General features: G+C 71.4%; 24 protein-coding genes and 1 tRNA gene. 7 read left to right on the top strand and 18 right to left on the bottom strand.

The annotated features are described in order from the left end of the window. The 9 genes from E7Z54_RS19000 to E7Z54_RS18965 form a co-directional block, all read right to left on the bottom strand. The coding region (locus tag E7Z54_RS19000) for a WYL domain-containing protein (RefSeq protein WP_136436291.1) at nucleotides 1-939 on the bottom strand (939 nt) is incomplete at its 3' end. 22 nt (nucleotides 940-961) lie between these two features. Continuing rightward, nucleotides 962-1,726, bottom strand: a complete 765-nt coding sequence (locus tag E7Z54_RS18995; RefSeq protein WP_136436290.1) for a crotonase/enoyl-CoA hydratase family protein — start codon at nucleotides 1,724-1,726, stop codon at nucleotides 962-964. Between the two features lie 99 nt (nucleotides 1,727-1,825). After that, a complete protein-coding gene (locus tag E7Z54_RS18990; protein WP_240769788.1) occupies nucleotides 1,826-4,264 on the bottom strand; it encodes a penicillin acylase family protein in 2,439 nt (812 codons plus the stop codon). 55 nt (nucleotides 4,265-4,319) lie between these two features. Then, complete coding sequence (locus E7Z54_RS18985) at nucleotides 4,320-4,643, bottom strand: co-chaperone GroES (RefSeq protein ID WP_240769787.1); 324 nt, start codon at nucleotides 4,641-4,643, stop codon at nucleotides 4,320-4,322. Between the two features lie 2 nt (nucleotides 4,644-4,645). Continuing rightward, nucleotides 4,646-4,894, bottom strand: a complete 249-nt coding sequence (locus tag E7Z54_RS18980) for a DUF3618 domain-containing protein (RefSeq protein WP_136436289.1) — start codon at nucleotides 4,892-4,894, stop codon at nucleotides 4,646-4,648. Beyond that, nucleotides 4,891-5,682 carry an energy-coupling factor ABC transporter ATP-binding protein gene (locus E7Z54_RS18975; protein ID WP_136436288.1) on the bottom strand — a complete coding sequence of 264 codons (792 nt, stop codon included), beginning with the start codon at nucleotides 5,680-5,682 and terminating at the stop codon, nucleotides 4,891-4,893. The genes E7Z54_RS18980 and E7Z54_RS18975 overlap by 4 nt, the downstream gene beginning before the upstream one ends. After that, entirely contained in the window at nucleotides 5,679-6,299 is a 621-nt protein-coding gene (gene cbiQ / locus E7Z54_RS18970) for a cobalt ECF transporter T component CbiQ (RefSeq protein ID WP_136436287.1), read from the bottom strand. The genes E7Z54_RS18975 and cbiQ overlap by 4 nt, the downstream gene beginning before the upstream one ends. A 64-nt stretch (nucleotides 6,300-6,363) precedes the next feature. After that, nucleotides 6,364-6,696: a PDGLE domain-containing protein gene (locus tag E7Z54_RS23490; protein WP_168798413.1), complete on the bottom strand. Its 333-nt coding sequence runs from the start codon at nucleotides 6,694-6,696 to the stop codon at nucleotides 6,364-6,366. Then, entirely contained in the window at nucleotides 6,693-7,400 is a 708-nt protein-coding gene (locus tag E7Z54_RS18965) for an energy-coupling factor ABC transporter permease (protein WP_168798412.1), read from the bottom strand. Before E7Z54_RS18965 ends, E7Z54_RS23490 begins: the two co-directional genes overlap by 4 nt. Before the next feature lie 116 nt (nucleotides 7,401-7,516). Here E7Z54_RS18965 and bcp point away from each other — a divergent pair, with 116 nt between their 5' ends. From bcp to E7Z54_RS23815, 4 genes are all read left to right on the top strand, one after another. Further along, nucleotides 7,517-8,002, top strand: a complete 486-nt coding sequence (gene bcp / locus E7Z54_RS18960) for a thioredoxin-dependent thiol peroxidase (RefSeq protein WP_136436286.1) — start codon at nucleotides 7,517-7,519, stop codon at nucleotides 8,000-8,002. A 26-nt stretch (nucleotides 8,003-8,028) separates the two neighbouring features. Continuing rightward, complete coding sequence (locus E7Z54_RS18955; protein WP_136436285.1) at nucleotides 8,029-9,144, top strand: hypothetical protein; 1,116 nt, start codon at nucleotides 8,029-8,031, stop codon at nucleotides 9,142-9,144. A 42-nt stretch (nucleotides 9,145-9,186) separates the two neighbouring features. Next, nucleotides 9,187-9,263: transfer RNA gene (locus E7Z54_RS18950), tRNA-Leu, on the top strand. Nucleotides 9,264-9,307: 44 nt separating this feature from the next. Next, the gene (locus tag E7Z54_RS23815; protein ID WP_206056401.1) at nucleotides 9,308-9,868 is read left to right on the top strand and encodes a hypothetical protein; all 561 of its coding nucleotides are present in this window, start codon (nucleotides 9,308-9,310) and stop codon (nucleotides 9,866-9,868) included. Nucleotides 9,869-9,877: 9 nt separating this feature from the next. On the opposite strand, the gene rdgB is transcribed toward E7Z54_RS23815, so the two are convergent. From rdgB to E7Z54_RS18920, 5 genes are all read right to left on the bottom strand, one after another. Then, the gene (gene rdgB, locus E7Z54_RS18940) at nucleotides 9,878-10,483 is read right to left on the bottom strand and encodes an RdgB/HAM1 family non-canonical purine NTP pyrophosphatase (protein ID WP_136436284.1); all 606 of its coding nucleotides are present in this window, start codon (nucleotides 10,481-10,483) and stop codon (nucleotides 9,878-9,880) included. After that, nucleotides 10,480-11,187, bottom strand: coding sequence for a ribonuclease PH (gene rph, locus E7Z54_RS18935; protein WP_136436283.1), 708 nt, complete (start codon nucleotides 11,185-11,187; stop codon nucleotides 10,480-10,482). The genes rdgB and rph overlap by 4 nt, the downstream gene beginning before the upstream one ends. 10 nt (nucleotides 11,188-11,197) lie before the next feature. Continuing rightward, on the bottom strand, nucleotides 11,198-11,956 hold the full coding sequence (locus tag E7Z54_RS18930) for an SGNH/GDSL hydrolase family protein (protein ID WP_136436282.1): 759 nt from the start codon (nucleotides 11,954-11,956) through the stop codon (nucleotides 11,198-11,200). 97 nt (nucleotides 11,957-12,053) lie between these two features. Next, a complete protein-coding gene (locus E7Z54_RS18925; protein WP_136436281.1) occupies nucleotides 12,054-12,887 on the bottom strand; it encodes an ABC transporter permease in 834 nt (277 codons plus the stop codon). Further along, complete coding sequence (locus E7Z54_RS18920; RefSeq protein WP_206056400.1) at nucleotides 12,884-13,873, bottom strand: ABC transporter ATP-binding protein; 990 nt, start codon at nucleotides 13,871-13,873, stop codon at nucleotides 12,884-12,886. The genes E7Z54_RS18925 and E7Z54_RS18920 overlap by 4 nt, the downstream gene beginning before the upstream one ends. Before the next feature lie 132 nt (nucleotides 13,874-14,005). On the opposite strand from E7Z54_RS18920, the gene E7Z54_RS18915 reads away from it, so the two are divergent. Continuing rightward, entirely contained in the window at nucleotides 14,006-15,211 is a 1,206-nt protein-coding gene (locus tag E7Z54_RS18915; protein WP_136436280.1) for a histidine kinase, read from the top strand. A gap of 5 nt (nucleotides 15,212-15,216) precedes the next feature. Then, nucleotides 15,217-15,873, top strand: coding sequence for a response regulator (locus E7Z54_RS18910; RefSeq protein WP_206056404.1), 657 nt, complete (start codon nucleotides 15,217-15,219; stop codon nucleotides 15,871-15,873). 15 nt (nucleotides 15,874-15,888) lie between these two features. Here the strand turns inward: E7Z54_RS18910 and E7Z54_RS18905 are convergent, their stop codons facing one another. After that, nucleotides 15,889-16,677: an MBL fold metallo-hydrolase gene (locus tag E7Z54_RS18905; RefSeq protein WP_240769786.1), complete on the bottom strand. Its 789-nt coding sequence runs from the start codon at nucleotides 16,675-16,677 to the stop codon at nucleotides 15,889-15,891. Then, nucleotides 16,674-17,495: a glutamate racemase gene (gene murI / locus E7Z54_RS18900; protein ID WP_136436278.1), complete on the bottom strand. Its 822-nt coding sequence runs from the start codon at nucleotides 17,493-17,495 to the stop codon at nucleotides 16,674-16,676. Before murI ends, E7Z54_RS18905 begins: the two co-directional genes overlap by 4 nt. A gap of 80 nt (nucleotides 17,496-17,575) precedes the next feature. Between murI and E7Z54_RS18895 the strand changes: the two genes are divergently transcribed. Beyond that, on the top strand, nucleotides 17,576-18,613 hold the full coding sequence (locus tag E7Z54_RS18895; protein ID WP_136436277.1) for an alkaline phosphatase family protein: 1,038 nt from the start codon (nucleotides 17,576-17,578) through the stop codon (nucleotides 18,611-18,613). A 3-nt stretch (nucleotides 18,614-18,616) separates the two neighbouring features. On the opposite strand, the gene E7Z54_RS24105 is transcribed toward E7Z54_RS18895, so the two are convergent. Both E7Z54_RS24105 and E7Z54_RS18890 read right to left on the bottom strand, forming a co-directional pair. After that, nucleotides 18,617-18,751 carry a DUF3152 domain-containing protein gene (locus tag E7Z54_RS24105; protein WP_240769785.1) on the bottom strand — a complete coding sequence of 45 codons (135 nt, stop codon included), beginning with the start codon at nucleotides 18,749-18,751 and terminating at the stop codon, nucleotides 18,617-18,619. A 20-nt stretch (nucleotides 18,752-18,771) separates the two neighbouring features. Continuing rightward, nucleotides 18,772-19,740, bottom strand: a complete 969-nt coding sequence (locus tag E7Z54_RS18890) for a PLP-dependent cysteine synthase family protein (RefSeq protein ID WP_136436276.1) — start codon at nucleotides 19,738-19,740, stop codon at nucleotides 18,772-18,774. Nucleotide 19,741: the final 1 nt, after the last annotated feature.

The following is a 19,741-nucleotide window of genomic DNA, read 5'->3' as shown; positions in this document are numbered from 1 at the left end:
CGCGGCCAGCTCGGCGACGACCTCGGCGCGCACGTCCTCGGGGCCGACGATCCGCACCCGGCGTCCCAGCTCGTTGAGCCGGGCGCGCAGCGCCGCCCGGTGGGTGACCAGGTAGCGGATCAACACGGTGTCTCCCCCGGCGCCGGGCTCGACGGAGAGCGGCTCGCCCAGCCAGCGTCGTACGTCGGGCTCGAAGTCCGCCGTGGTCTGCAAGGTCACCTCGACCGGCGGGTCGATCTGCCACGTCATCGGGTGCAGCCCGGTGTGCCGGACCGCCGGGAGCGCCCGCGCCGACCCGGGCGCGCCGACCTCGGGGTCCTTCATCCGGCCCACCACGAAGGCCTTCACGACCGCGCTCTCCGGTCCGGCCGCGCTCCCGGAGAGGTCGGTCTCCTCGACGCCGCGGAGGTACCACGTGCCGTTCTGCGTACGGAGCGACTCGGGGTGCACCTCGCGTGCCGTGCCCTTGTAGCCGAACCGCAGCATGCACCGATCACGGACGGCGCGTACGACGTGGGTGAGCCGCTGGTCACCAGGCGCCGCGGCCGTCGGCACCTGGGCGTCCACCTCGGACGGCTTCGACGACTCCGGCAGACCCAGCCGTTGCACCAGGTCGCCGCGGTCGGCCAGCAGCACCGCCCGCCGCAGCGCGGCCTGCTGGCCGGGCGTCAGCCGGACCCGGAGCCGGTTGTCGACGGTGGTCATCCGGTAGACGGCGGTGCCGCCGGGCTCGCCGATGTTGTCGATCTGCCAGCCCTGGCGCTCGAGGTACCGCAGCTCACGCTTGAGCTGACTGCCCGGGTCGGCGCCCGTGAACCCGGCGAGCTGAGCGAGGCGGTCGCCATCCACGCCGTGCTCGCTGTTGGCGCGCAGCACGGCCGCGATCCGCACCAGCCGCTCCATCGGCTCTCGCTGGTCGCGTCCCGGACCGTTGACCACGTCGTTCCCTCCCGAAGGACTGCTACTCGAAGGCACCGTGCCGCCCGGCTCCACCGGCGAAGCGTGCCACGCCGTGGAGAGTATCGGCGGCGAGCGAGCGCAGTCCGTGGCGCCACTCGACCATCAGCGCCTCGTCCAGTGCCAGGCCCTCCTGCTCGTACGTCGCCAGGCGGTCCTCGCGCAGGCACGTCTGCGGGAACGCCGCGAGCTGCGCGGCCAGGACGAGCGCCTCCTCCAGGGCCGCACCCGGGGCGGAGACGCGGTTGGCGAGCCCCATGCGCAGCGCCTCCTCGGCCCCGACCTCGCGGCCGGTGAGGACCAGGTCGAGGGCGTGCGAGTGGCCGATCAGCCGCGGCAGACGGACCGTGCCACCGTCGATCAGCGGCACACCCCAGCGCCGGCAGAACACCCCGAAGCTGGCGGCCGGGTCGGCCACCCGCAGGTCACACCAGAGCGCGAGCTCGAGGCCCCCGGCGACGGCGTAGCCCTCCACGGCGGCGACCACGGGCTTCGACAGCAGCATCCGGGTCGGGCCCATCCCGGCGGGCCCCTCCCCCGGTGCTCCGACCTCCACCTCGCCGCGGCTCACCGCCTTCAGGTCGGCACCGGCGCAGAAGGTCCCGCCGGCGCCGTACAGCACGGCGACCGCGGCGTCCGGGTCCGCGTCGAACTCCTCGAAAGCGCGGGTCAGCGCCCGTGCGTGCTCGGCGTCGACGGCGTTGCGGACCTCCGGACGCGCCAGGGTGACGAGCGTGACCGGACCGCGCTTCTCGACCTCGACAGCCATGGCCGGAGACTACGGTCTCGTGACGGTCGCTGCGCGACCTCCTCGACCTGGGATGGGTCGCTGCGCGGCATCACGGTCTCGACCTGCGTTGGGCCTGCGTCAGCTGCCGCGCAGCACGACGGTCGCTTGCAGCGCCGCCGACACCTGCGCCGGCGTCCAGGCGAACCTCACCCAGCGCTCCTGGGAGAAGAGCTGTGTCTGGTCCGAGGACCACGGGGACGCCGGGTCGTCGTACTGCCCGTAGGTCAGGATGGTCTGGGCGTCGAGCGAGCCGTCGGGGAGGTAGGAGACGGCCTGGATGTGCGAGGAGCCGTAGGAGATCGGCTTGTACCGGGCGGTGTTGGCCGGGGCGTTGCGTGACGCGACGGCGTTGGCGTTGCCGGCGAGGTCGCCGTTGCCCCCACCGATCGGGTAGGCCGGAGCGCCGCGGTCGCCGGCGACCTGGAGTGAGCCCCACGCCGCGTCGAACGACACGCCCTTGGCCCGCACGTGCGCGATGGCGTCCCTCATCGCCTGGACGACGGCCGCGCCGGTCTTGAGGCCGCGCGGAGTGTGGAACGGGTCGTTCGCGTCGAACGGCACGTCCCAGAGGTTCATCCCGGTCGGTGCGCGCTCCACGAACGCCTCGAAGATGTGCGTCCCGACGGAGTCGACGTCCGAGTGCCCGTCCCACGCCCTCAGCACGGCGCACGCCTCGGCCTCCCCGGTCTGGGCACAGACCTCGTCCAGCCGGCCGTCCTCGCGCATCACCTCGGCGGCGCGGACCCGGTTCTCGTGCTGGTGGCCCCGCAGGCTCTGCGGGGTCTCCCTGCCCACCTTCAGCCGGTCCACGACGTACTGCGACACCATCCGGGTCCGCATGGTCCGCACGCACTTCTCGCAGCCGATGATCGAGGGGTACCCCTCGAGCCGGACCCGGTCGTTCGGCGTCCAGTAGGAGTCGTTGGCGTTCATCACCCAGTCGCGTCGTACGACGTCCGGCAGCTTGGCCGGGCCGAGGATTCCCGGCCGTTGGGCGTCGGGGTCCGAGCCCCACTTGCAGGGACCGTCGGCGAGGGTGCCGTTGAGACCGGGCAGGCGGGCGACGGTCTTCAGCAGCAGGCCCACGACGGTCATGCAGCGGCTGGCCATCTCGTCGGTGACGTGCGGCACGACGCTGTGGTCGGCGTACAGCACGTCGCCGTGACGGTCGGCCGCGGTCGTGTTCACCCACGGCATGCCGCCGCCGGCGTCCTGTCGGGCGAGCAGGTCGCGGCTGCTCGTCGCCTCGCCCATGCCGAGGAAGGTGTCGATGGTCCGCAGGTGCTCGGCGTTCGCGTCCCGGATGGCCCAGAAGCTGGCCGGCGTCCAGCCCATGAACTGCGAGGGGCTGTCGATCACGTAGCCGAGGGGCACCCGGTAGAGGTCCTCGCGGACCGTGGTCAGCGAGTCGTCCGGCTGCCTGACCTCGACGTCGACGAGCCGGCGCTCGGCGTTCTTCGCCAGGCCGTTCGCGGTGAGGTACGTCGTGCCGGGGCCAACGGTGGGGAACTCGTAGGGCGTGAACCGGTAGGCCGTGGAGACCGTGTGGCTCCAGGCGACGTCCTTGTTCCATCCGATGTTGACGACCGGGGACCCGATCAGCGAAGCGCCCGCGACGTCGTACCTGCCCGGGATGGTGAGGTGCTGCTGGGTGAACCGGTAGCGCCCGACCCAGGGGAAGTGCGGGTTGCCGAGGATCATGCCGCGGCCGGTCGCGCTCGCATCGCCACCGATCGCGGTCGCGTTGGAGCCGAAGTCGCTGTCCTGGCCGAGCGACTCGAGCAGCGCCTCCCGGTCGACCGTCGCGGCGTACTCGTCGACCTGGGCCTTCGACGTCGGCAGCGGCAGGCCGGAGCCGGGCAGCCCGGGGTCGTCGAGGGTCGGCGGGTCGGCGTCCACGATCTGCTTGACGAAGACACCCGAGGAGGCGAGCAGGTTGGCCAGGTAGACGCCGTACCAGAGGTCGAGCGGCGTCGCATCCGGTCCGATCCAGGTCGCGTCCTTGCAGGCGGGGTCGGTGACCTCGTTGTCGCGCAGGAAGCGGTTGATCCCGGCGGTGTAGCCGCGCACCATCTCCCGAGCGCGTGGGCTCGGACCGGCCGGGGACTCGAGCAGCCTCTCGACCACCCTGCGGTTCCGGAGGTCGGTGACGAACGCATCCACCTGGAGGTTGCTGGCGTCCATCGTGACCCGGTCGGCGTAGCGGGCGTCGCCGCCGAGGTACTTCGACCGCTGGCCGCGGGCGGTCAGCAGGGTGTCCGCGACGTTGCAGATCGACGAGCGGGCCACGGCGTAGCCGCTTCCGTAGCCGAGGGATCCCCAGTCGTCGGCGACGACGTGCGGAATGCCGTGGTCGGTGATCCGGATCTTGGCGGCGAACTCCGGACCGGCGACGGCCCGCACCTCGGAGGACGTCCGGTTCGTCACCTGCTGCCGGGCCTCGGCGGGCCCGGTGGCCGCGAGCGGCGGCACGATCAGGAGGGCAGCGAGCAGCGGAAGGAGCCGGGGGGATCTCACAGACCTGTAACGCGTTTCACCTGACTCGCGTTACGCCCGGCGGCCCGGGCCGGTCTCAGAGGTAGAGGCCGGCAGCCTCGTCGGCGAGCCGCTCGGCGGCGACCGCATGGATGTCACGCTCGCGCATCACGACGTACACCTCGCCCGAGACCTCGACCTCGGCCTTGTCCTCGGGGTCGTAGAGCACCTTGTCGCCGGCCACCACGGTCCGGCAGTGCGGCCCGACCGCGACGACACGCGACCAGGACAGGCGCTTGGCACCCATCGCCGCGGTCGCGGGGATGACGATGCCGCCGGACGAGCGCCGCTCGCCGGCGTCGGTCTCGGTCTCGCACAAGATGCGGTCGTGCAGCATCTTGATGGGCGTCTTGTCGGACACGCCTACTTCGTGATCTTGCGGAGGACCACGATCGCGACGATCACGCCGACGACGCCACCCACGGTCTTGAGGATGTTGTCGGTGCGCGGCTCGCCGGTCTCGGGGTCGATGTAGTACGCCTTCACCTGCGCGACCTCGCGGCTCACGATCGTCTTCGGGTGCGAGCGGTAGAGGAGCTGGTCGATCGTGCCCGCGAGGCGCTCACGGGCCTCCTCGATCTCACGCTCGATGTCGGTGGGGAGATTGCTCACCCGGGCAGGCTATCAACAGCACCGGACCGCCCATCCGCGATCCCGCGCGGATCGAAGCCCCATGGCAGCTCCAGCCGATGCGCGCGCATCAGGGCGTCGTCGGTCAGCACGTCGTACGTCGTGCCGTCCGCGACGACCCTGCCCCCGCTCAGCACCACGGACCGCGGGCACAGCTCGAGGGCGTACGGCAGGTCGTGGGTGACCATCAGCAGCGTCACGTCGAGCCCGCGCAGGATGTCGGCGAGCTCACGCCGGGAGGCCGGGTCGAGGTTGGACGACGGCTCGTCCAGCACCAGGATCTCCGGCTCCATCGCCAGCACCGTCGCCACGGCGACCCGCCGCCGCTGGCCGAAGGAGAGGTGGTGCGGCGGCCGGTCGGCGTACTCGGCCATCCCGACCTGCTCGAGCGCGTCGGTCACCCGCTTCTCCAGCGCCGCGCCGGTGAGGCCGAGGTTCGCCGGCCCGAAGGCCACGTCAGCGCGCACGCTGCCCATGAAGAGCTGGTCGTCGGGGTCCTGGAAGACGATCCCGACCCGGCGGCGGATCTCCAGCAGGTTCCTCCTCGTGACCGGGAGCCCGCTGACCGCGACCGACCCGGCGCCCTGCCCGGCCGACGCCGAGAGGATGCCGTTGAGGTGGAGCACCAGCGTCGTCTTTCCCGCACCGTTGGGGCCGAGCAACGCCACCCGCTCCCCCGGGTGCACGTGCATGTCGACCCCGAAGAGCGCCTGGTGGCCGTCGGGGTAGGCGAAGGCGAGACCGCGGACGTCGAGGACCGGCGTGCTCACGGCAACCGCCCGTCGTAGCCCCGCGACAGCATCGCCAGGTGCACCCGCTCGCCTCTCTCGTAGGACCGCACGAACAGGGCGCCGAGCGTACGCGCCAGCGCCGGCCAGTGCCGCGGCGACCGCGGGTCCGCACCGCGGGACCGCATCGCCGTCAGCATCCGCTGCAGGTCACCGGTGACGACGGAGAGGTAGCGGACCATGAAGCCCATGATCTGCACGATCAGGTCCGGCATCCGCAGTCGCTGCAGACCGGCGAGCACGGCGACCGGCTCGGTCGTCGCGGCCAGGGTGAGGGAGGCCAGGACTCCGATCGTGCCCTTCGCCGCGAGTCCCCAGGCGGCAAGCAGGCCGGGCTCGCTCAGCCCGACACCGAGCACCTCGATCTCCGGCCCACGGACCACGAACGGCATCAGCGCCGCGAAGACCAGGAACGGCACCTCGATCACCATCCGCTTCGCCAGCCACCCGAACGGGATCCGGGCGACGAGGAGGGCCACCCCGAGGATCGCCACCAGGTAGCCGCCGAACGCGCCGAACCACTCCCGAGGCGTGGCGACCACAGTCAACACGAAGGCCAGCAACACGAGGATCTTCACGTGCGCCGGGGCGCGGTACACCAGAGTGCGGCCCTGCCCGGTTCCGCCGGGGAGCCCCGACCCGTGCCCGGCCCCCACTAGAGGCTCACTTCGTCTCGGAGAGTGCGGCCGGGTCGGGCTTGCGCCGCAGCAGCATGAAGAGACCCCCCGCGAGCAGCAGCGTCGCCAGCACCCCGACGACGCCGGCGATGCCGCCACCGACACGCGGGTCCTCCACACCCTTGGTGCCGTAGTCGGCGAACGGACTGTCGGCGGCGGCGCCGTCCTGGGCCGAGTCGATGAATCCGGTCCGCTCGGCCACGTACTCCAAGCCGTCGGGGTGGCCGCTGGCGTAGTAGGACCCGACGCCGGCGATCAGCAGGGCGGTCAGCAGACCGACCAGGAGGAAGGCCCGCTTGGAGATCCGGGGACTGGTCACGCGAGACCGCCCCTCACCGGCTCCGCGTCCGGCAGGACCAGCGGCGCCTTCGCGGCGGCGAGGCCACGGGCGCCGTACACGAGGTCAGGGCGGGAAGCGACGACGGCGCCGATCACCAGGCCGGTGACCGCCGCCTCGCCCGCGCCGATCACCGTGTGCCAGCCGAGCATCGCGGTCAGCACCGTACCGAGGGGCACGTCGGCCGTGCCGCCGGCCGCGAACAGCGCGGTGAAGACGGCCGCCGCGGCCGGGACCGACACCAGCGCACCGATCGCGCCGGCGACGGGCACCGAGCTCACGTTGCGCGGGAGCACGAGCAGCGCCAGGCGGAACGCGGCGTACCCGACGAAGACCCCGACCAGGCCCATCAGCGTGATGTTGGTACCGAGCGCGGTGAGTCCGCCGTCGGCCATGAAGAGGGCCTGCACCATCAGCACCACGCTCAGGCACAGGGCGCCGGTCCACGGTCCGACGAGTACGGCGGCCAGGGCCCCGCCGAGCAGGTGTCCACTCGTGCCGGCGCCGACCGGGAAGTTCATCATCTGCCCGGCGAAGACGAACGCGGCGACGAGGCCCGCCATCGGTGCGGTGCGGTCGTCGAGCTCCGCGCGCGCCTTGCGAAGCGCGATGCCGACGCCCGCAGCCGCGACGAGACCGGTCGCGATCGACGTCGGAGCGTCGAGGAATCCGTCGGGGACGTGCATCAGGCGGTGCTCCTGTGTTCGGCGGGAGGTGCCCGGGTAGTTAGATGGTTCCGAGCACGTCACCCACGTTATTGCATGGGACTTGCAACAACATACCCGTATCAGGAGACCGCAGCATGAGCGACCAGGTCCGCCTCTCCGCCGGCGACCCCGCCCCCGACTTCACCCTCGCCTCGGATCAGGGCGACGAGGTCAACCTCTACGCCCTGCTCGAGGAGGGGCGGAAGGTGATCGTGTACTTCTACCCGGCGGCGATGACGCCGGGGTGCACGAAGCAGGCTTGCGACTTCACCGACTCCCTCGACTCCCTGCAGGCGGAGGGCTACACCGTCGTGGGGATCTCGAAGGACACCACATCGAAGCTCGCGAAGTTCCGCGAGCGCGACGGGCTCACCATCACACTGCTCTCCGACCCCGAGCTCGTCGTGCACGAGGCCTACGCCGCGTACGGCGAGAAGTCGCTCTACGGGAAGCTCGTGCAGGGCGTCATCCGGTCCACCTTCGTCGTCGGCACCGACGGTCGCATCGAGATCGCGCAGTACAACGTCAAAGCGACCGGACACGTCGCGAAGCTCCGCAAGGACCTCGGCCTTGCGGCCTAGGACCTGACCGAACCTAAGGAACCCAGATGGTGCTGCACCAGGCCCTCGCCGAGCTCGCCCGGGACCACGGGCACGGCCTATTCCGGGACGCCTCGGCGTTCCGCGGGTCGCTCGACGACTACCTCGACGAGGGTCAGGCGTCCAGCGGCACGATCAACCTCCTCACCGACGCGGTTCGCCTGGGCGCCCTCGACGGCATGCTCACCATGCTCGACAGCGGCGCAGCCCCGGCCGACGCGGTCGACTCGGCCGGCCAGCGACTGGCCCGCGACCGCGGCAGCGCCGACGTTCGCGGCTGCCAATGGGCGGTCGCCGTGCTCGGGTTCGCACTCGGCAGGGTGCCCGAGAACCTGGTGACCGGGCTCGACCCTGAGGCGCACACGGCCGCACCGCCGCATCACGGCCCCGGCGGAACCACTCCCGTGCAGTACCCGGTCCAGTCACCGCCGCATCAACCCTTTGCCGGACCCGGGTACGCCCCCGCCGGGCAGCCGTCGTACCCCGGTGGCTGGTCGCAGCCGCCCGCGAGCAAGAAGAGCAGCGCGGGCCTCGTCATCGGTGCCATCGCCGTCGCGGTGGTCGTGATCGTCGCCGGGATCGTCGGCATCGTGCTGCTGGCCAACGGCGGTGGCGAGGACCCGTCGGCCGACGAGACGTCGGAGACCGTCGATCTCGGCGGCATCACGATCAAGGGCCAGGGTTATCAGGTGCAGGCTCCCGAGGGGTGGAGCGACGGCACCGAGGAGTTCGTGAAGAACAACCCGGGACTGACCACCCTCGACAAGGTCGTCCTGTGGGGCGACACCTTCAACACCGCGCGCGCCAACATCATCGTGGAGACGCAGTCGTCCTACGGCGCCACCGACCCGAACGACCTCAAGGATGCCTGGAAGGAGGCGCTGGTCTCGGGCGACCCGACTGCCGACGTCACCGACATCCCGAACGTCGCCATCGACGGTCAGACCGCCCTGGGCGTGGAGATCTCCCGCACCAACGACTCCGGCGTGAAGGTCAAGCAGCGCTCGCACCTGGTGATCAGCGGCGAACTCGGCTACTCCATCACCGTCTCTCTCAAGGACGGTGACGAGAAGGTGCTCCCCCAGTTCGAGGAGATCCTGACCACCTGGGAGTGGAGCGAGTGACCTGAGGTCAGCGGCCGTGGCACACATCCCCGGCCGCATCGAGCGCCCGTAGCCCAACTGGCAGAGGCACACGGTTTAGGTCCGTGACAGTGTGAGTTCGACTCTCACCGGGCGCACCAGCAGCGGGTTGACCCACCTCCGGCGAAGCGGAGATCGTGTCGCCATGACCCGGTTCGTCGACCATGTGGTGGACGGGACCGCGGTCGGCCGATGCGTGGTGCTTCCCGGCAGGCGGTACACCCCCGACGGCCCGCTGCTCTTCTTCGCCACCCAGGTGGCGCTGATGCGGGGATGGGACGTGCGCCAGGTCTGGTGGGAGCCGCCGGCGTTGGACGGCGACGCCGCCGAGGTCGCCTGGGTCGGCGCCCAGCTCGGGGCGGCCCTCGATGACCACGACGGACGGGTGCTCGTCGTAGCGAAGTCGCTCGGTACGCTGGCGGCCCCGCTCGCCGCGGCGCGCGGATACGACGCCGCCTGGCTCACGCCGCTGCTGACCGAGCCCGACGTTGCCGAGGTGCTGCTGTCCTACCCGGCCGAGCAGTTCGTCATGATCGGTGCGAGCGATCCCTACCTGAGCCGCGAGGTGCTCGACGCGCTGCCGGGTGAGCGAGTGGTGGTGCCGGGCGACCACGTCCTGCGGGTCCCCGGCGATGCAGCGGCCATGGTCGCCAGCCACGACCGCTTCGTCCGGTCGTTCGACGCATGGCTCGGCGTCATCCGCTGAGCTCCCCGGTCACGCCAGCATCTGCGCGACGAGCGGCGCGATCTCCCGCAGCGCCTTCCCTCGGTGCGAGATCGCGTCCTTGGCGTCCCGAGACAGCTCCGCGGTGGTGAGGTCGGGGAACTCGTCTGCCACGAAGAGGACGTCGTAGCCGAAGCCCCCGCTCCCTCGCACTTCGCGGATCACCCGGCCGTCCATCCGACCCTCGACCACGATCTCCCGGCCGTCGGGGTGCACTAGCGCGACCGCGCAGCGGAAATGAGCCCGCCGACGCTCGTCCGGCACATCCGACAGCTGCGCGAGCAGCAGTTCGTTGTTGCGCTCGTCAGACTTCGGCGGCCCGCTCCACCGTGCCGAGAGCACACCTGGCATCCCGTTCAGGGCCTCGACGCAGAGGCCGGAGTCGTCGGCGATCGTCGGCAGCCCGGTCGCGGCGACTCCGGCGCGCGCCTTCAGCAGGGCGTTGCCCTCGAACGTCGGCTGGTCCTCGACGGGTTCGTCGAACGGCTCGACGTCGTCGAGCCCGACGACCTCGACCGACTCGAGATGCTCGGCGAGAATCCGTCGCATCTCCTCCAGCTTCTTGGCGTTGCGGGAGGCGACGAGGACCGTGCTCACGAGTCGAGCGCCTCCTGCTGCATCCGGGTCAGGTCGGCGCAGCCCTTCTCCGCCAGCGCCAGCAGAGCGTCCAGCTCGGCCCGGTCGAACGCCACGCCCTCGGCGGTGCCCTGCACCTCGACGAACCTGCCCTCGCCCGTCATCACGACGTTCATGTCGGTCTCTGCCCGGACGTCCTCGACGTACGGGAGATCCAGGCGCGGGACGCCGTCGACGATGCCGACGCTGATCGCGGCGACCGACCCGGTGAGCGCTTGCGTGACGCCGAGCGTCGCGCACGCGTCGGCGAGGGCGATGTAGGCGCCGGTGACCGCGGCCGTACGCGTGCCGCCGTCGGCCTGGAGCACGTCGCAGTCGATCTGGATGGTGTTCTCGCCGAGCGCCTTGTAGTCGATGACCGCGCGCAGCGAACGACCGATCAGTCGGCTGATCTCGTGGGTCCGGCCGCCGATCCGCCCCCTGACCGACTCACGGTCCGAGCGGGTGTTGGTGGCGGCGGGGAGCATCGCGTACTCCGCGGTGACCCAGCCGAGCCCGGAGCCCTTGCGCCAGCGCGGCACGCCCTCGGAGGCGGACGCCGCGCACAGCACCCGGGTCCTCCCGAACTCGATCAGCACCGACCCCGCCGGGTGGTCGAGCCAGTTGCGGGTGATCTTGATGGGGCGCAGCTCGTCGTCGGCGCGACCGTCCACTCGGGTGCTCATGACGGCAAACCTAGCGACCGGCTCCGATCGCCCGGCGCACCGCCCACGGCCCCAGGTCCCGTGCTCGCCGTCCGAACCACGGCGCGCCCTCGATCACCATCCACGCCATGTCGCGCCGCCAGCTCGGCGGGCACCCTCCGGCCGGCTCCAGGCTCGGCAGCGCGAACTCGTACCCGGCCGCACGGAGCTGCTCCCCCCAGGCGCGGGCAAGTGCGCGATGGCCGACCTCCGATGGGTGGAACCGGTCGATCGACCAGCACTCCCGGCGGGCCACCTCCGGGAGCAGCGCGAGGTCGAGGCGGAGGCCGCCGTACTGCTCGTGGATCTCGTCGTAGACGGCGTTGACGACCTCGATCCGCTCCCCGATCGGCCGGACGAGCATCCGCGGCAGCCCAAGAACGGCGCCGTGGTCGTGCCACCGCGCCGTCATCAGGATGGCGCCGATCGCGTCCAGCGATCCGGCGATGGCCAGCAGGTCCTCGCGGAGCCGCGCTGGATCCCACGTCGAGCGCAGTGTGTCGTTCACGCCGACCAGGAGGGAGGCGAGGTCCGGCCGGTGCGCGAGCGCGGCCTCGAGCTGCTGCTCCCGCACGATCGACGCCGTGGCGCCGGAGATGGCGACGTTGCAGAACGAGACGTCGTACGACGACCTCAGCGACTCCGCGAGGAGCCGTGCCCAGCCCCGCCACCCGCCGCCGGGGACGGGGTCGCCGAGTCCGACGGTGGTGCTGTCGCCGAGTGCGGCGAACCGCAGGTAGCCGTTGCGCACGCTCCTGAGCGTGGCGGGAACCGCTACGGGACAGGCACCACCAGGTGGCCTGTCCCGCAACGTTCGATGACGAATCGCCCCGGCCGGGGCGCTGCGACTACTTCACCTCGGCCCTGAGGATCCGCCACATGCCGAGAGCGACGGGCACTCCCACCCAGACCAGTGCGGTGAAGGCGGTCTGGACGTAGGTGACCGCCTCGACGTCCACCGGTCGACCCAACGGGTCGGCGCCGGTGGACAGCGGGGCCATCGCGAACCCGAGGTCGACCCACGGCAGCACGTCCTTCGCCCAGTCGAAGATGGCGTAGAGGGTGCCCCACACCATGAGCGGCAGCATCAGCGCGATGACGTAGTAGATCGCGATGGCGCCAGGGGTGTTGAGGAGAAGCATGCCGAAGGCGAAGCCCATCGCGAAGAACAGCATCTGCTGGATGACCAGCCAGACCAGCTCGGAGCCGTCGAGGTTCCACTCCAGCGGGTTGCCGGTCACCGCCGCGCACAGCACGTTGGTGAGGGCGCCGAGCACGAAGGCGACCGCGATCGTGCAAACCGCGAGCGTGGTGACGGCGACCAGCTTGGCCAGCACGACCCGCGAGCGATGCGGTTCCAGCGTGAAGCTGGTGAGCGCTGTGCGCTGGCTCCACTCACTGGTGACGATGAGGATCGCGAACACGGGCAACAGCAGCGACACCGGGATCGTCATCCCCTGGGAGATGCCGCGCGCGTCGACCTGGAAGTCGTTGAGGCCGACCACCAGCACGATGAGCGCCATCACGAGCGCCAGGAGGCCTGCGGTGATGGTGAGGAGCCAGAAGCCGCTACGGGTGTCGACCATCTTGCGCCACTCGACCTGGACGAGCCGGACGAAGGGCGTGCGCGGGGTGGACGCCACGTCGAGCGTGGCGGGGGGAACCATGGATGCGGTGCTCATGCGTGCGGACCTCCGGTAGGAGCAGTGGGCGAGTCGACGGGGGGCATGGGCGGCAGAGCCGGCATGTGCTCGTGCACCGGCCCGCCGGGGACCGCGTCGCGCTGCGTGGTGGACGTGAGCTCGAGGAACAGGTCCTCCAGGCCGGCACCGCCGGACCGCAGATCAGTGAGCACCGCACCCGCTTCCAGGGCGGCCCGTCCGACCTGCTCGCTCGTCGCATGGACGCGGAGCCCCTCGCCCACCGGGTCCACGACGTAACCAGCCTTCGTCAGCGCCTCGGAGAACGTCTGGTTGTCGAGCGAGGTCACCAGCGTGGTCGTCGCGCCCTCGGCGTTCGACAGCAGCGTGTTCCGGTCGCCCTGGGCGACGATCCGGCCGTGACCGATGAGGATCATCTCGTCGGCGATCTGCTCCACCTCGTGGAGCAGGTGGCTGGAGAGCAGCACCGTGCCACCCCGGTCGGCGTAGCCCTTGAGCAGGCCGCGCATCCAGCGGATGCCGGCCGGGTCGAGACCGTTGGCCGGCTCGTCCAGGATCAGCACGGCGGGATCCCCGAGCAGCGCGTGGGCGATGCCGAGCCGCTGCCGCATGCCGAGCGAGTAGTTGCGAAGCCGGCGCTTCGCCTCGGTCTCGGTGAGGCCCACCAGGGCGAGCATCTCGTCGACCCTGTCTTTCGGGAGTCCCATCGTCTGCGCTCCGAGGGTCAGGATCTCCCGGCCGGTACGGCCTGCGTGCTGGGCTGACGCGTCGAGAAGCGAGCCGACGTGTCGCCCCGGGTTCGGGATGTCGTGGTACTTCAGGCCACCGATGGTGACCTGTCCGTGCGTGGCGGGCGTGAGCCCCACCATCACGCGCATCGTGGTGGTCTTGCCCGCGCCGTTGGGACCGAGGAAGCCGGTGACCCGGCCCGGTTGGCACGCGAAGCTGACGTCGTCCACGGCGGTGAACCCGCCGTAGGTCTTGGTGAGTCGATCGACCGTGATCATGGTGCACAGCCTGCCCGGGAGCCCGCGCCGCACGCATCGGACCACGGTCGGCGCATAGGTCGACCAAAGTAGGGGGTGCTCCGGGCCCGCCGGCGCTGCCGCATGGTGCCCGCGGCCCCTACCCTCGGGTCCATGGACGGGCCTGGGACGAGCGACTACCAGCCGCCGCTGCACTGGTACAGCCACGTGTGGCGGTACGCCCTCTCCCTGGTGATCGGTCTCGTCGTCTGGGTGCCCGTGATCGAGAGCCAGGTCCGCGACCGGCCCGTGCTGTTCTGGCTCGACCTCGTCGTCGGGCTGCTCGCCTTCGTGCTGGTCTGGTGGCGGCGCCGCTGGCCGATGACGATCGCGGTGATCGCGGTGCTGCTCACCCCGGTCAGCTCGTTGGCGGCCGGACCGATCACGCTCGCGGTGGTGTCGGTCGCCACCCGCCGGCGGTGGGGCGAGCTGATCACGCTCGCGGTGCTCAACCTGGCCATGACCGGCGTCTACTACCTGATCCAGCCGGTCAGCGACAGCGAGCCGTGGTGGCTGATCACGATCTTCACCGTCGCCGCGATCGCCGCCTCCCTCGGCTGGGGCATGTTCATCGGGTCCCGGCGCGAGCTGATCTGGACGCTTCGCCAGCGAGCGGAGACGGCCGAGGCCGAACGGGACCTCCGTGCGGCACAGGCGCGCTCGACCGAGCGTGCCCGCATCGCCCGCGAGATGCACGACGTGCTCGCCCACCGGATCTCCCAGATCTCGATGCACGCCGGCGCCCTGACGTTCCGCGACGACCTCACGGCCGACCAGATGCGCAGCAGCGTCGCGGTCATCCAGGAGAAGGCGCACGAGGCGCTCACCGACCTCCGGGAGGTGCTCGGCGTCCTGCGGGACACCGTGGGAGGCTCCCCGCTGACCGGCCCGCAGCCGACACACCGCGACGTCCCGGCGCTGGTCGAGGATGCGCGGGCCGCGGGCGCAGCCATCGAGTACGACGACCGGCTGGCCACGCACCCGACCCTGCCCGACGCGGTGGGACGGACGGTCTACCGGGTCGTGCAGGAAGGCATCACGAACGCGGCGAAGCATGCACCCTCGGCCACCCTCCGGATCCACGTCGCGGGCTCCGCGGAGGATGGAGTGGACGTGCAGCTCCGCAACGCCGTCGGCTTCGGTCCGACCCGCACTCCCGGCGCCGGGCTCGGCCTCGTCGGGCTGGCCGAGCGCACGGCGCTCCGGGGCGGGTGGCTCGCGCACGGGATCGAGGAGCCGGGAGCCGGCACGAGCGTGCCGATCTTCGTGCTCCATGTGTGGCTGCCGTGGGCCGCCGACCTGGAGGAGGTGAGCCGGTGACGGACCTGATCCGCGTGGTGGTCGTCGACGACGACCCGTTGGTGCGGTCCGCGCTCACCCTGATGCTCGGTGGGCAGCCCGACGTCGCCGTCGTCGGCGAGGCGGGGGACGGCCGCGCAGGCGTGACGTTGGTGCGTGAGCTGCGACCCGATGTCGTGCTGATGGACATCCGGATGCCGCGGCTCGATGGCCTCGCCGCGACCCGTGAGCTGCATGCGCAGCCCGACCCGCCGCGCGTGATCGTGCTGACCACCTTCGACGCCGACGACCACGTGGTCGGTGCCCTGGCGGCGGGTGCGGACGGGTTCCTGCTCAAGGACACGCCACCGCCGGAGATCGTCGCTGCCCTGCGCAAGGTTGCCAGCGGCGACCCGATGCTCTCTCCCTCCGTCACCCGCACCCTGATCGAACGGGTCCGCAGCGGCTCCGGTGACGGCCGCGCCGCGGCGGCGCAGAGCAGGCTCGCGGCGCTCACCGAGCGGGAGCTGGAGGTGGCGCGCGCGGTGGGTCGCGGGCTGTCCAACGCGGAGATCGCGACCGCGCTGCACCTGTCCGTGCCGACGGTGAAGGGCCACGTGTCGAGGCTCTTCGACAAGCTCCACGCCACGAACCGGGTGCAGATCGCGATCTGCGTGCACGACGCCGGGCTGGCGGCCGAGTAGGCGAGAACGCCGCGCTCAGACGACGTAGACGGCACCCATCGTCGCCAGCTCGGTCGGTCCGTCGTAGGCCTTGCTGGCCTCGCTGAGCATCGTCTCCGCGTCGTGCCACGGCGGGACATGCGTGACCACGAGCCGCTTCACGCCCGCCTGGGTGGCGAGCTCCCCGGCGTCGTGGCCCGTGAGGTGCAGGCTCGGCGGGTTCTCGTCGCACGCGCGGAACGACGCCTCGCAGAGGAAGAGGTCCGCGTCCCTGGCGAGCTCGGTCAGCACCGGCGTCAGCCCGGTGTCGCCGCTGTAGGCCAGCGTCCGGCCGAAGGCGCTCACCCGCATGCCGTACGCCGGCACGGGATGGTCGACCTCGAACGGCTCGATCGTGAACGGGCCGACCGTGACCGGCGCGCCGTAGAGGTGGAACTCGAACTCCTCGCGCATGCCGGGCTTGCGCGGCAGGTCGTAGGCCTTGGCGAGCCGCTTCGCGGTGCCCTTGGGACCCCACACCGGGATCTTCGGCTGGGTGCCGGAGGGGTGGTACTTGCGCAGGACGTAGTAGCTCGTCATGTCGACGCAGTGGTCGGCGTGGAGATGGCTGAGGAAGACCGCGTCGACGTGGAGCGGGTCGATGTAGCGCTGCAGCACGCCGAGGGCGCCGTTGCCCATGTCCAGCACGAGGCTCCAGGTGCGCAGGCCGTCGGCTGCCTGGACGAGGTAGCAGCTCGCCGGCGATTCCGGACCGGGATAGGAACCCGAGCAGCCGACGACCGTCAGCCGCATCGTGCGCACCGGCACCGGGGCGAAGTCGGTCATGCCAAACCTCCCGCGAACTGTGCTGCAGCGACCAGCTCGGGGCCGAGGAACCGGCGGCCGATGGTCTCGAACTCCGCCGGCGCCCCGGTGGTGACGAAGGAGTACGACGGCGTGCCGGTCTCCCGCATCAGGCCGGTGTCGGCGAGCATCTTGTAGACGTCCTTCGCGCACTCCTCGGCGCTGCTGACGAGGGTGACCGCGTCCCCCATCACGTAGGAGATGACGCCGGTCAGCAGGGGGTAGTGGGTGCAGCCGAGGATCAGCGTGTCGATGCCGAGCTCGGTCAGCGGGTCGAGGTACTCGTGCGCCACCGCGATCAGCTCGTCACCGCCCGTGACGCCGGCCTCGACGAAGTCGACGAACCGCGGGCAGGCCCGCGTCGTCAGGGAGAGGTGAGGAGCGGCGGCGAACGCGTCGTCGTAGGCCATCGACTCGGCGGTCGAGCGCGTGCAGATGACGCCGATCCGGCCGTTCCGGGAGGCGGCGACCGCCCGTCGGGTCGCTGGGTAGATCACCTCGACCACCGGGACGTCGTACCGCTCGCGGGCGTCCCGCAGCATGGCGGCGCTGGCGGAGTTGCACGCGATCACGAGCGCCTTGACGCCCTGTTCGACGAGGTGGTCCAGGCACTCGAGGGCGTACTCCCGGACCTCGCCGATCGGCTTGGGACCGTAGGGCTGGCGCGCGGTGTCGCCGACGTAGGTGATCGACTCGTGCGGGAGCTGGTCGATGACGGAGCGGGCCACCGTGAGGCCGCCAAACCCGGAATCGAAGATCCCGATCGGGGCGTCGACATCGACGAGGGTCTGGGGCCGCACTTCTCCAGACTAAGGCGTCGACACCACCCGGGTCGGCATTACGGGATCGAGATCACGTCCGATGGGCCTACCCTTCCGTGGTGACTTCCTCGGCTCGTGGCGAGTGGCTGCTGGTCGCCGCCCTGACTCTCGCGCTCACCCTGCTCGTCCCCGCCGCCGGCGGACCGACCACCGCGTCGACCCAACCGGCCGCTCGTGAGACGACCTCGGTCAACGGGATGCGGGTGATCGCGATCTCCCTCGACGGGCTGAGTCCCCGGGCTCTCGTCCGGCTGGGCCGGGCCGGGGCGCCGCACCTGCACCGGATGCTCACGACCGGCGCCGGGACCCTCAACGCGCGCACCCAGGTCGAGCTGACCGTCACCCTGCCCAACCACACCTCGATCGTGACCGGCCGCCGGATCGCGGCCGCGCACGGAGGTCACGGCGTCACCTGGAACGACCACCTCTCCGGCACCACCGTGCACGGTGCGGCACGCGCGCCCGTGTCCTCGGTGTTCTCCGTGGTCAAGGCCGGCGGCGGCTCCACCGCCGTGTTCGCGACCAAGCGGAAGTTCTCGCTCTTCGACCGGTCGTGGCCCGCGGAGATCGACCGGTCCGTGATCCGCGAGGAGGACGACGCTGCGGCCACGAGGGCGATGCGCCGCGACTTCCTGGCCCGCGCGCGATCGTTCGTGCTGCTGCACCTGGGGCTGGCCGACCGGGTGGGCCACGCCCGCGGCTGGATGAGTCCGGCGTACCTGCGGGCCGTGATGCGGCTCGACCGGCTGGTCGGGTCGGTGATGCGGATGGTCCGCGGGCATCCCCGGCTGCGACGTTCCACTGTTGTCGTGCTGACCGCAGACCACGGTGGCGTTCCGGGTCAGCGACGCCACAGCGACGCCAGGAGCCGAGAGAACTACCGAGTGCCCTTCGTCATCTGGGGCCGCGGCGTGGCGGACGCCGGCCTCTACCGCCTCAACCCGTCCCGCAAGTGGCCCGGACGGACTCGGCCCGGCTTCGCCGGCCGCCAGCCCATCCGCAACGGCGACCTGGCCAACCTCGCGACGGACATCCTCGGCCTCGGCCCGGTGGCCGACAGCCTCTGGAACCACGACCAGCGCCTCGCGTGGCGCTAGGCCTCAGCGCAGCTCGCTGCGGATCGGCCAGGGGTTGAACCGGCGGCCGTCGAGCCCCGTGGACTGCGTCATCTCCACCGGCGCGGGGCGGCCGGGCGCCGGGCACGCGCGGTGCCCGTGTCCGAGCCGGCGCGTCATGCGCCCACCCTAGGTGGGGCTCACGCCCAGAGCTGGCCCTCGAGCCGGTCCTCGGCCTCGTCGATGGTGCCTTCGTAGGCTCCGGTGGAGAGGTACTTCCAGCCGCCGTCGGCGACCACGAACGCGATGTCCGCGCCCTCCCCCGCCTTCGCCACCTTGGCGGCCTGCCCGAGCGCCGCGTGCAGGATCGCACCGGTGGAGATGCCGGCGAAGATGCCCTCGAGCTCGAGCAGCTCCCGCACGCGTCGTACGGCGTCGCGCGGGCCGACCGAGAAACGGCTGTCGATCAGGTCGGCGTCGTACAGCTCGGGGACGAAGCCCTCGTCGAGGTTGCGCAGGCCGTAGACCAGCTCGCCGTAGCGCGGCTCGGCGGCGACGATCCTGACCTCGGCCTTGGCCTTGCGGAAGAAGCGCCCGACCCCCATCAGCGTGCCGGTCGTGCCGAGACCCGCGACGAAGTGCGTGATCGAGGGCAGGTCGGCCAGGATCTCGGGGCCGGTCCCCTCCTCGTGCGCGAGGGCGTTCGCGTCGTTGCCGTACTGGTAGAGCATCACCCAGTCGGGGTGCTCGGCCGCGATCTGCTTGGCGACGCGGACCGCTTCGTTGGACCCGCCGGCGGCCGGTGATGAGACGATCTCGGCGCCCCACATCCGGAGCAGCTGCCGCCGCTCCTCGGACGTGTTCTCCGGCATCACGAACACGGTGCGGTAGCCCTTGAGCGTCGCCGCCATCGCGATCGAGATGCCGGTGTTGCCCGAGGTCGGCTCGAGGATCGTGCAGCCGGGAGTCAGCAGGCCGGACTTCTCGGCCTCCTCGATCATCCTCAGCGCCGGGCGGTCCTTGATCGAGCCGGTCGGGTTGCGGTCCTCCAGCTTCGCCCAGATCCGGACCTGCGGCCTGCCGTCGGCGTTGAACGGCGCGGACAGCCGCGGAAGCCCGACGAGCGGCGTGCCGCCGACCGAGGCGAGGAGGCTGTCGTAGCGGGTCACG

The sequence above is a fragment of the Nocardioides sp. genome, assembly GCF_004803405.1.
In the GTDB taxonomy this organism is placed as follows: domain Bacteria; phylum Actinomycetota; class Actinomycetes; order Propionibacteriales; family Nocardioidaceae; genus Nocardioides; species Nocardioides vastitatis.
Note: the sequence above shows the minus strand (reverse complement) of the source record. Positions and strands in the feature narration are given on the sequence as shown.

Bases quoted from the DNA above. Each gene is read 5' to 3' on its own strand.
- E7Z54_RS18915 (WP_136436280.1), top strand. From the start codon at position 14,006: ATGGACGGGCCTGGGACGAGCGACTACCAGCCGCCGCTGCACTGGTAC.
- E7Z54_RS23815 (WP_206056401.1), top strand. From the start codon at position 9,308: ATGACCCGGTTCGTCGACCATGTGGTGGACGGGACCGCGGTCGGCCGA.
- E7Z54_RS18955 (WP_136436285.1), top strand. From the start codon at position 8,029: ATGGTGCTGCACCAGGCCCTCGCCGAGCTCGCCCGGGACCACGGGCAC.
- E7Z54_RS18905 (WP_240769786.1), bottom strand. From the start codon at position 16,677: ATGACCGACTTCGCCCCGGTGCCGGTGCGCACGATGCGGCTGACGGTC.
- E7Z54_RS18995 (WP_136436290.1), bottom strand. From the start codon at position 1,726: ATGGCTGTCGAGGTCGAGAAGCGCGGTCCGGTCACGCTCGTCACCCTG.
- E7Z54_RS24105 (WP_240769785.1), bottom strand. From the start codon at position 18,751: ATGACGCGCCGGCTCGGACACGGGCACCGCGCGTGCCCGGCGCCCGGC.
- E7Z54_RS18925 (WP_136436281.1), bottom strand. From the start codon at position 12,887: ATGAGCACCGCATCCATGGTTCCCCCCGCCACGCTCGACGTGGCGTCC.
- bcp (WP_136436286.1), top strand. From the start codon at position 7,517: ATGAGCGACCAGGTCCGCCTCTCCGCCGGCGACCCCGCCCCCGACTTC.
- E7Z54_RS18920 (WP_206056400.1), bottom strand. From the start codon at position 13,873: ATGATCACGGTCGATCGACTCACCAAGACCTACGGCGGGTTCACCGCC.
- rph (WP_136436283.1), bottom strand. From the start codon at position 11,187: ATGAGCACCCGAGTGGACGGTCGCGCCGACGACGAGCTGCGCCCCATC.
- E7Z54_RS18965 (WP_168798412.1), bottom strand. From the start codon at position 7,400: ATGCACGTCCCCGACGGATTCCTCGACGCTCCGACGTCGATCGCGACC.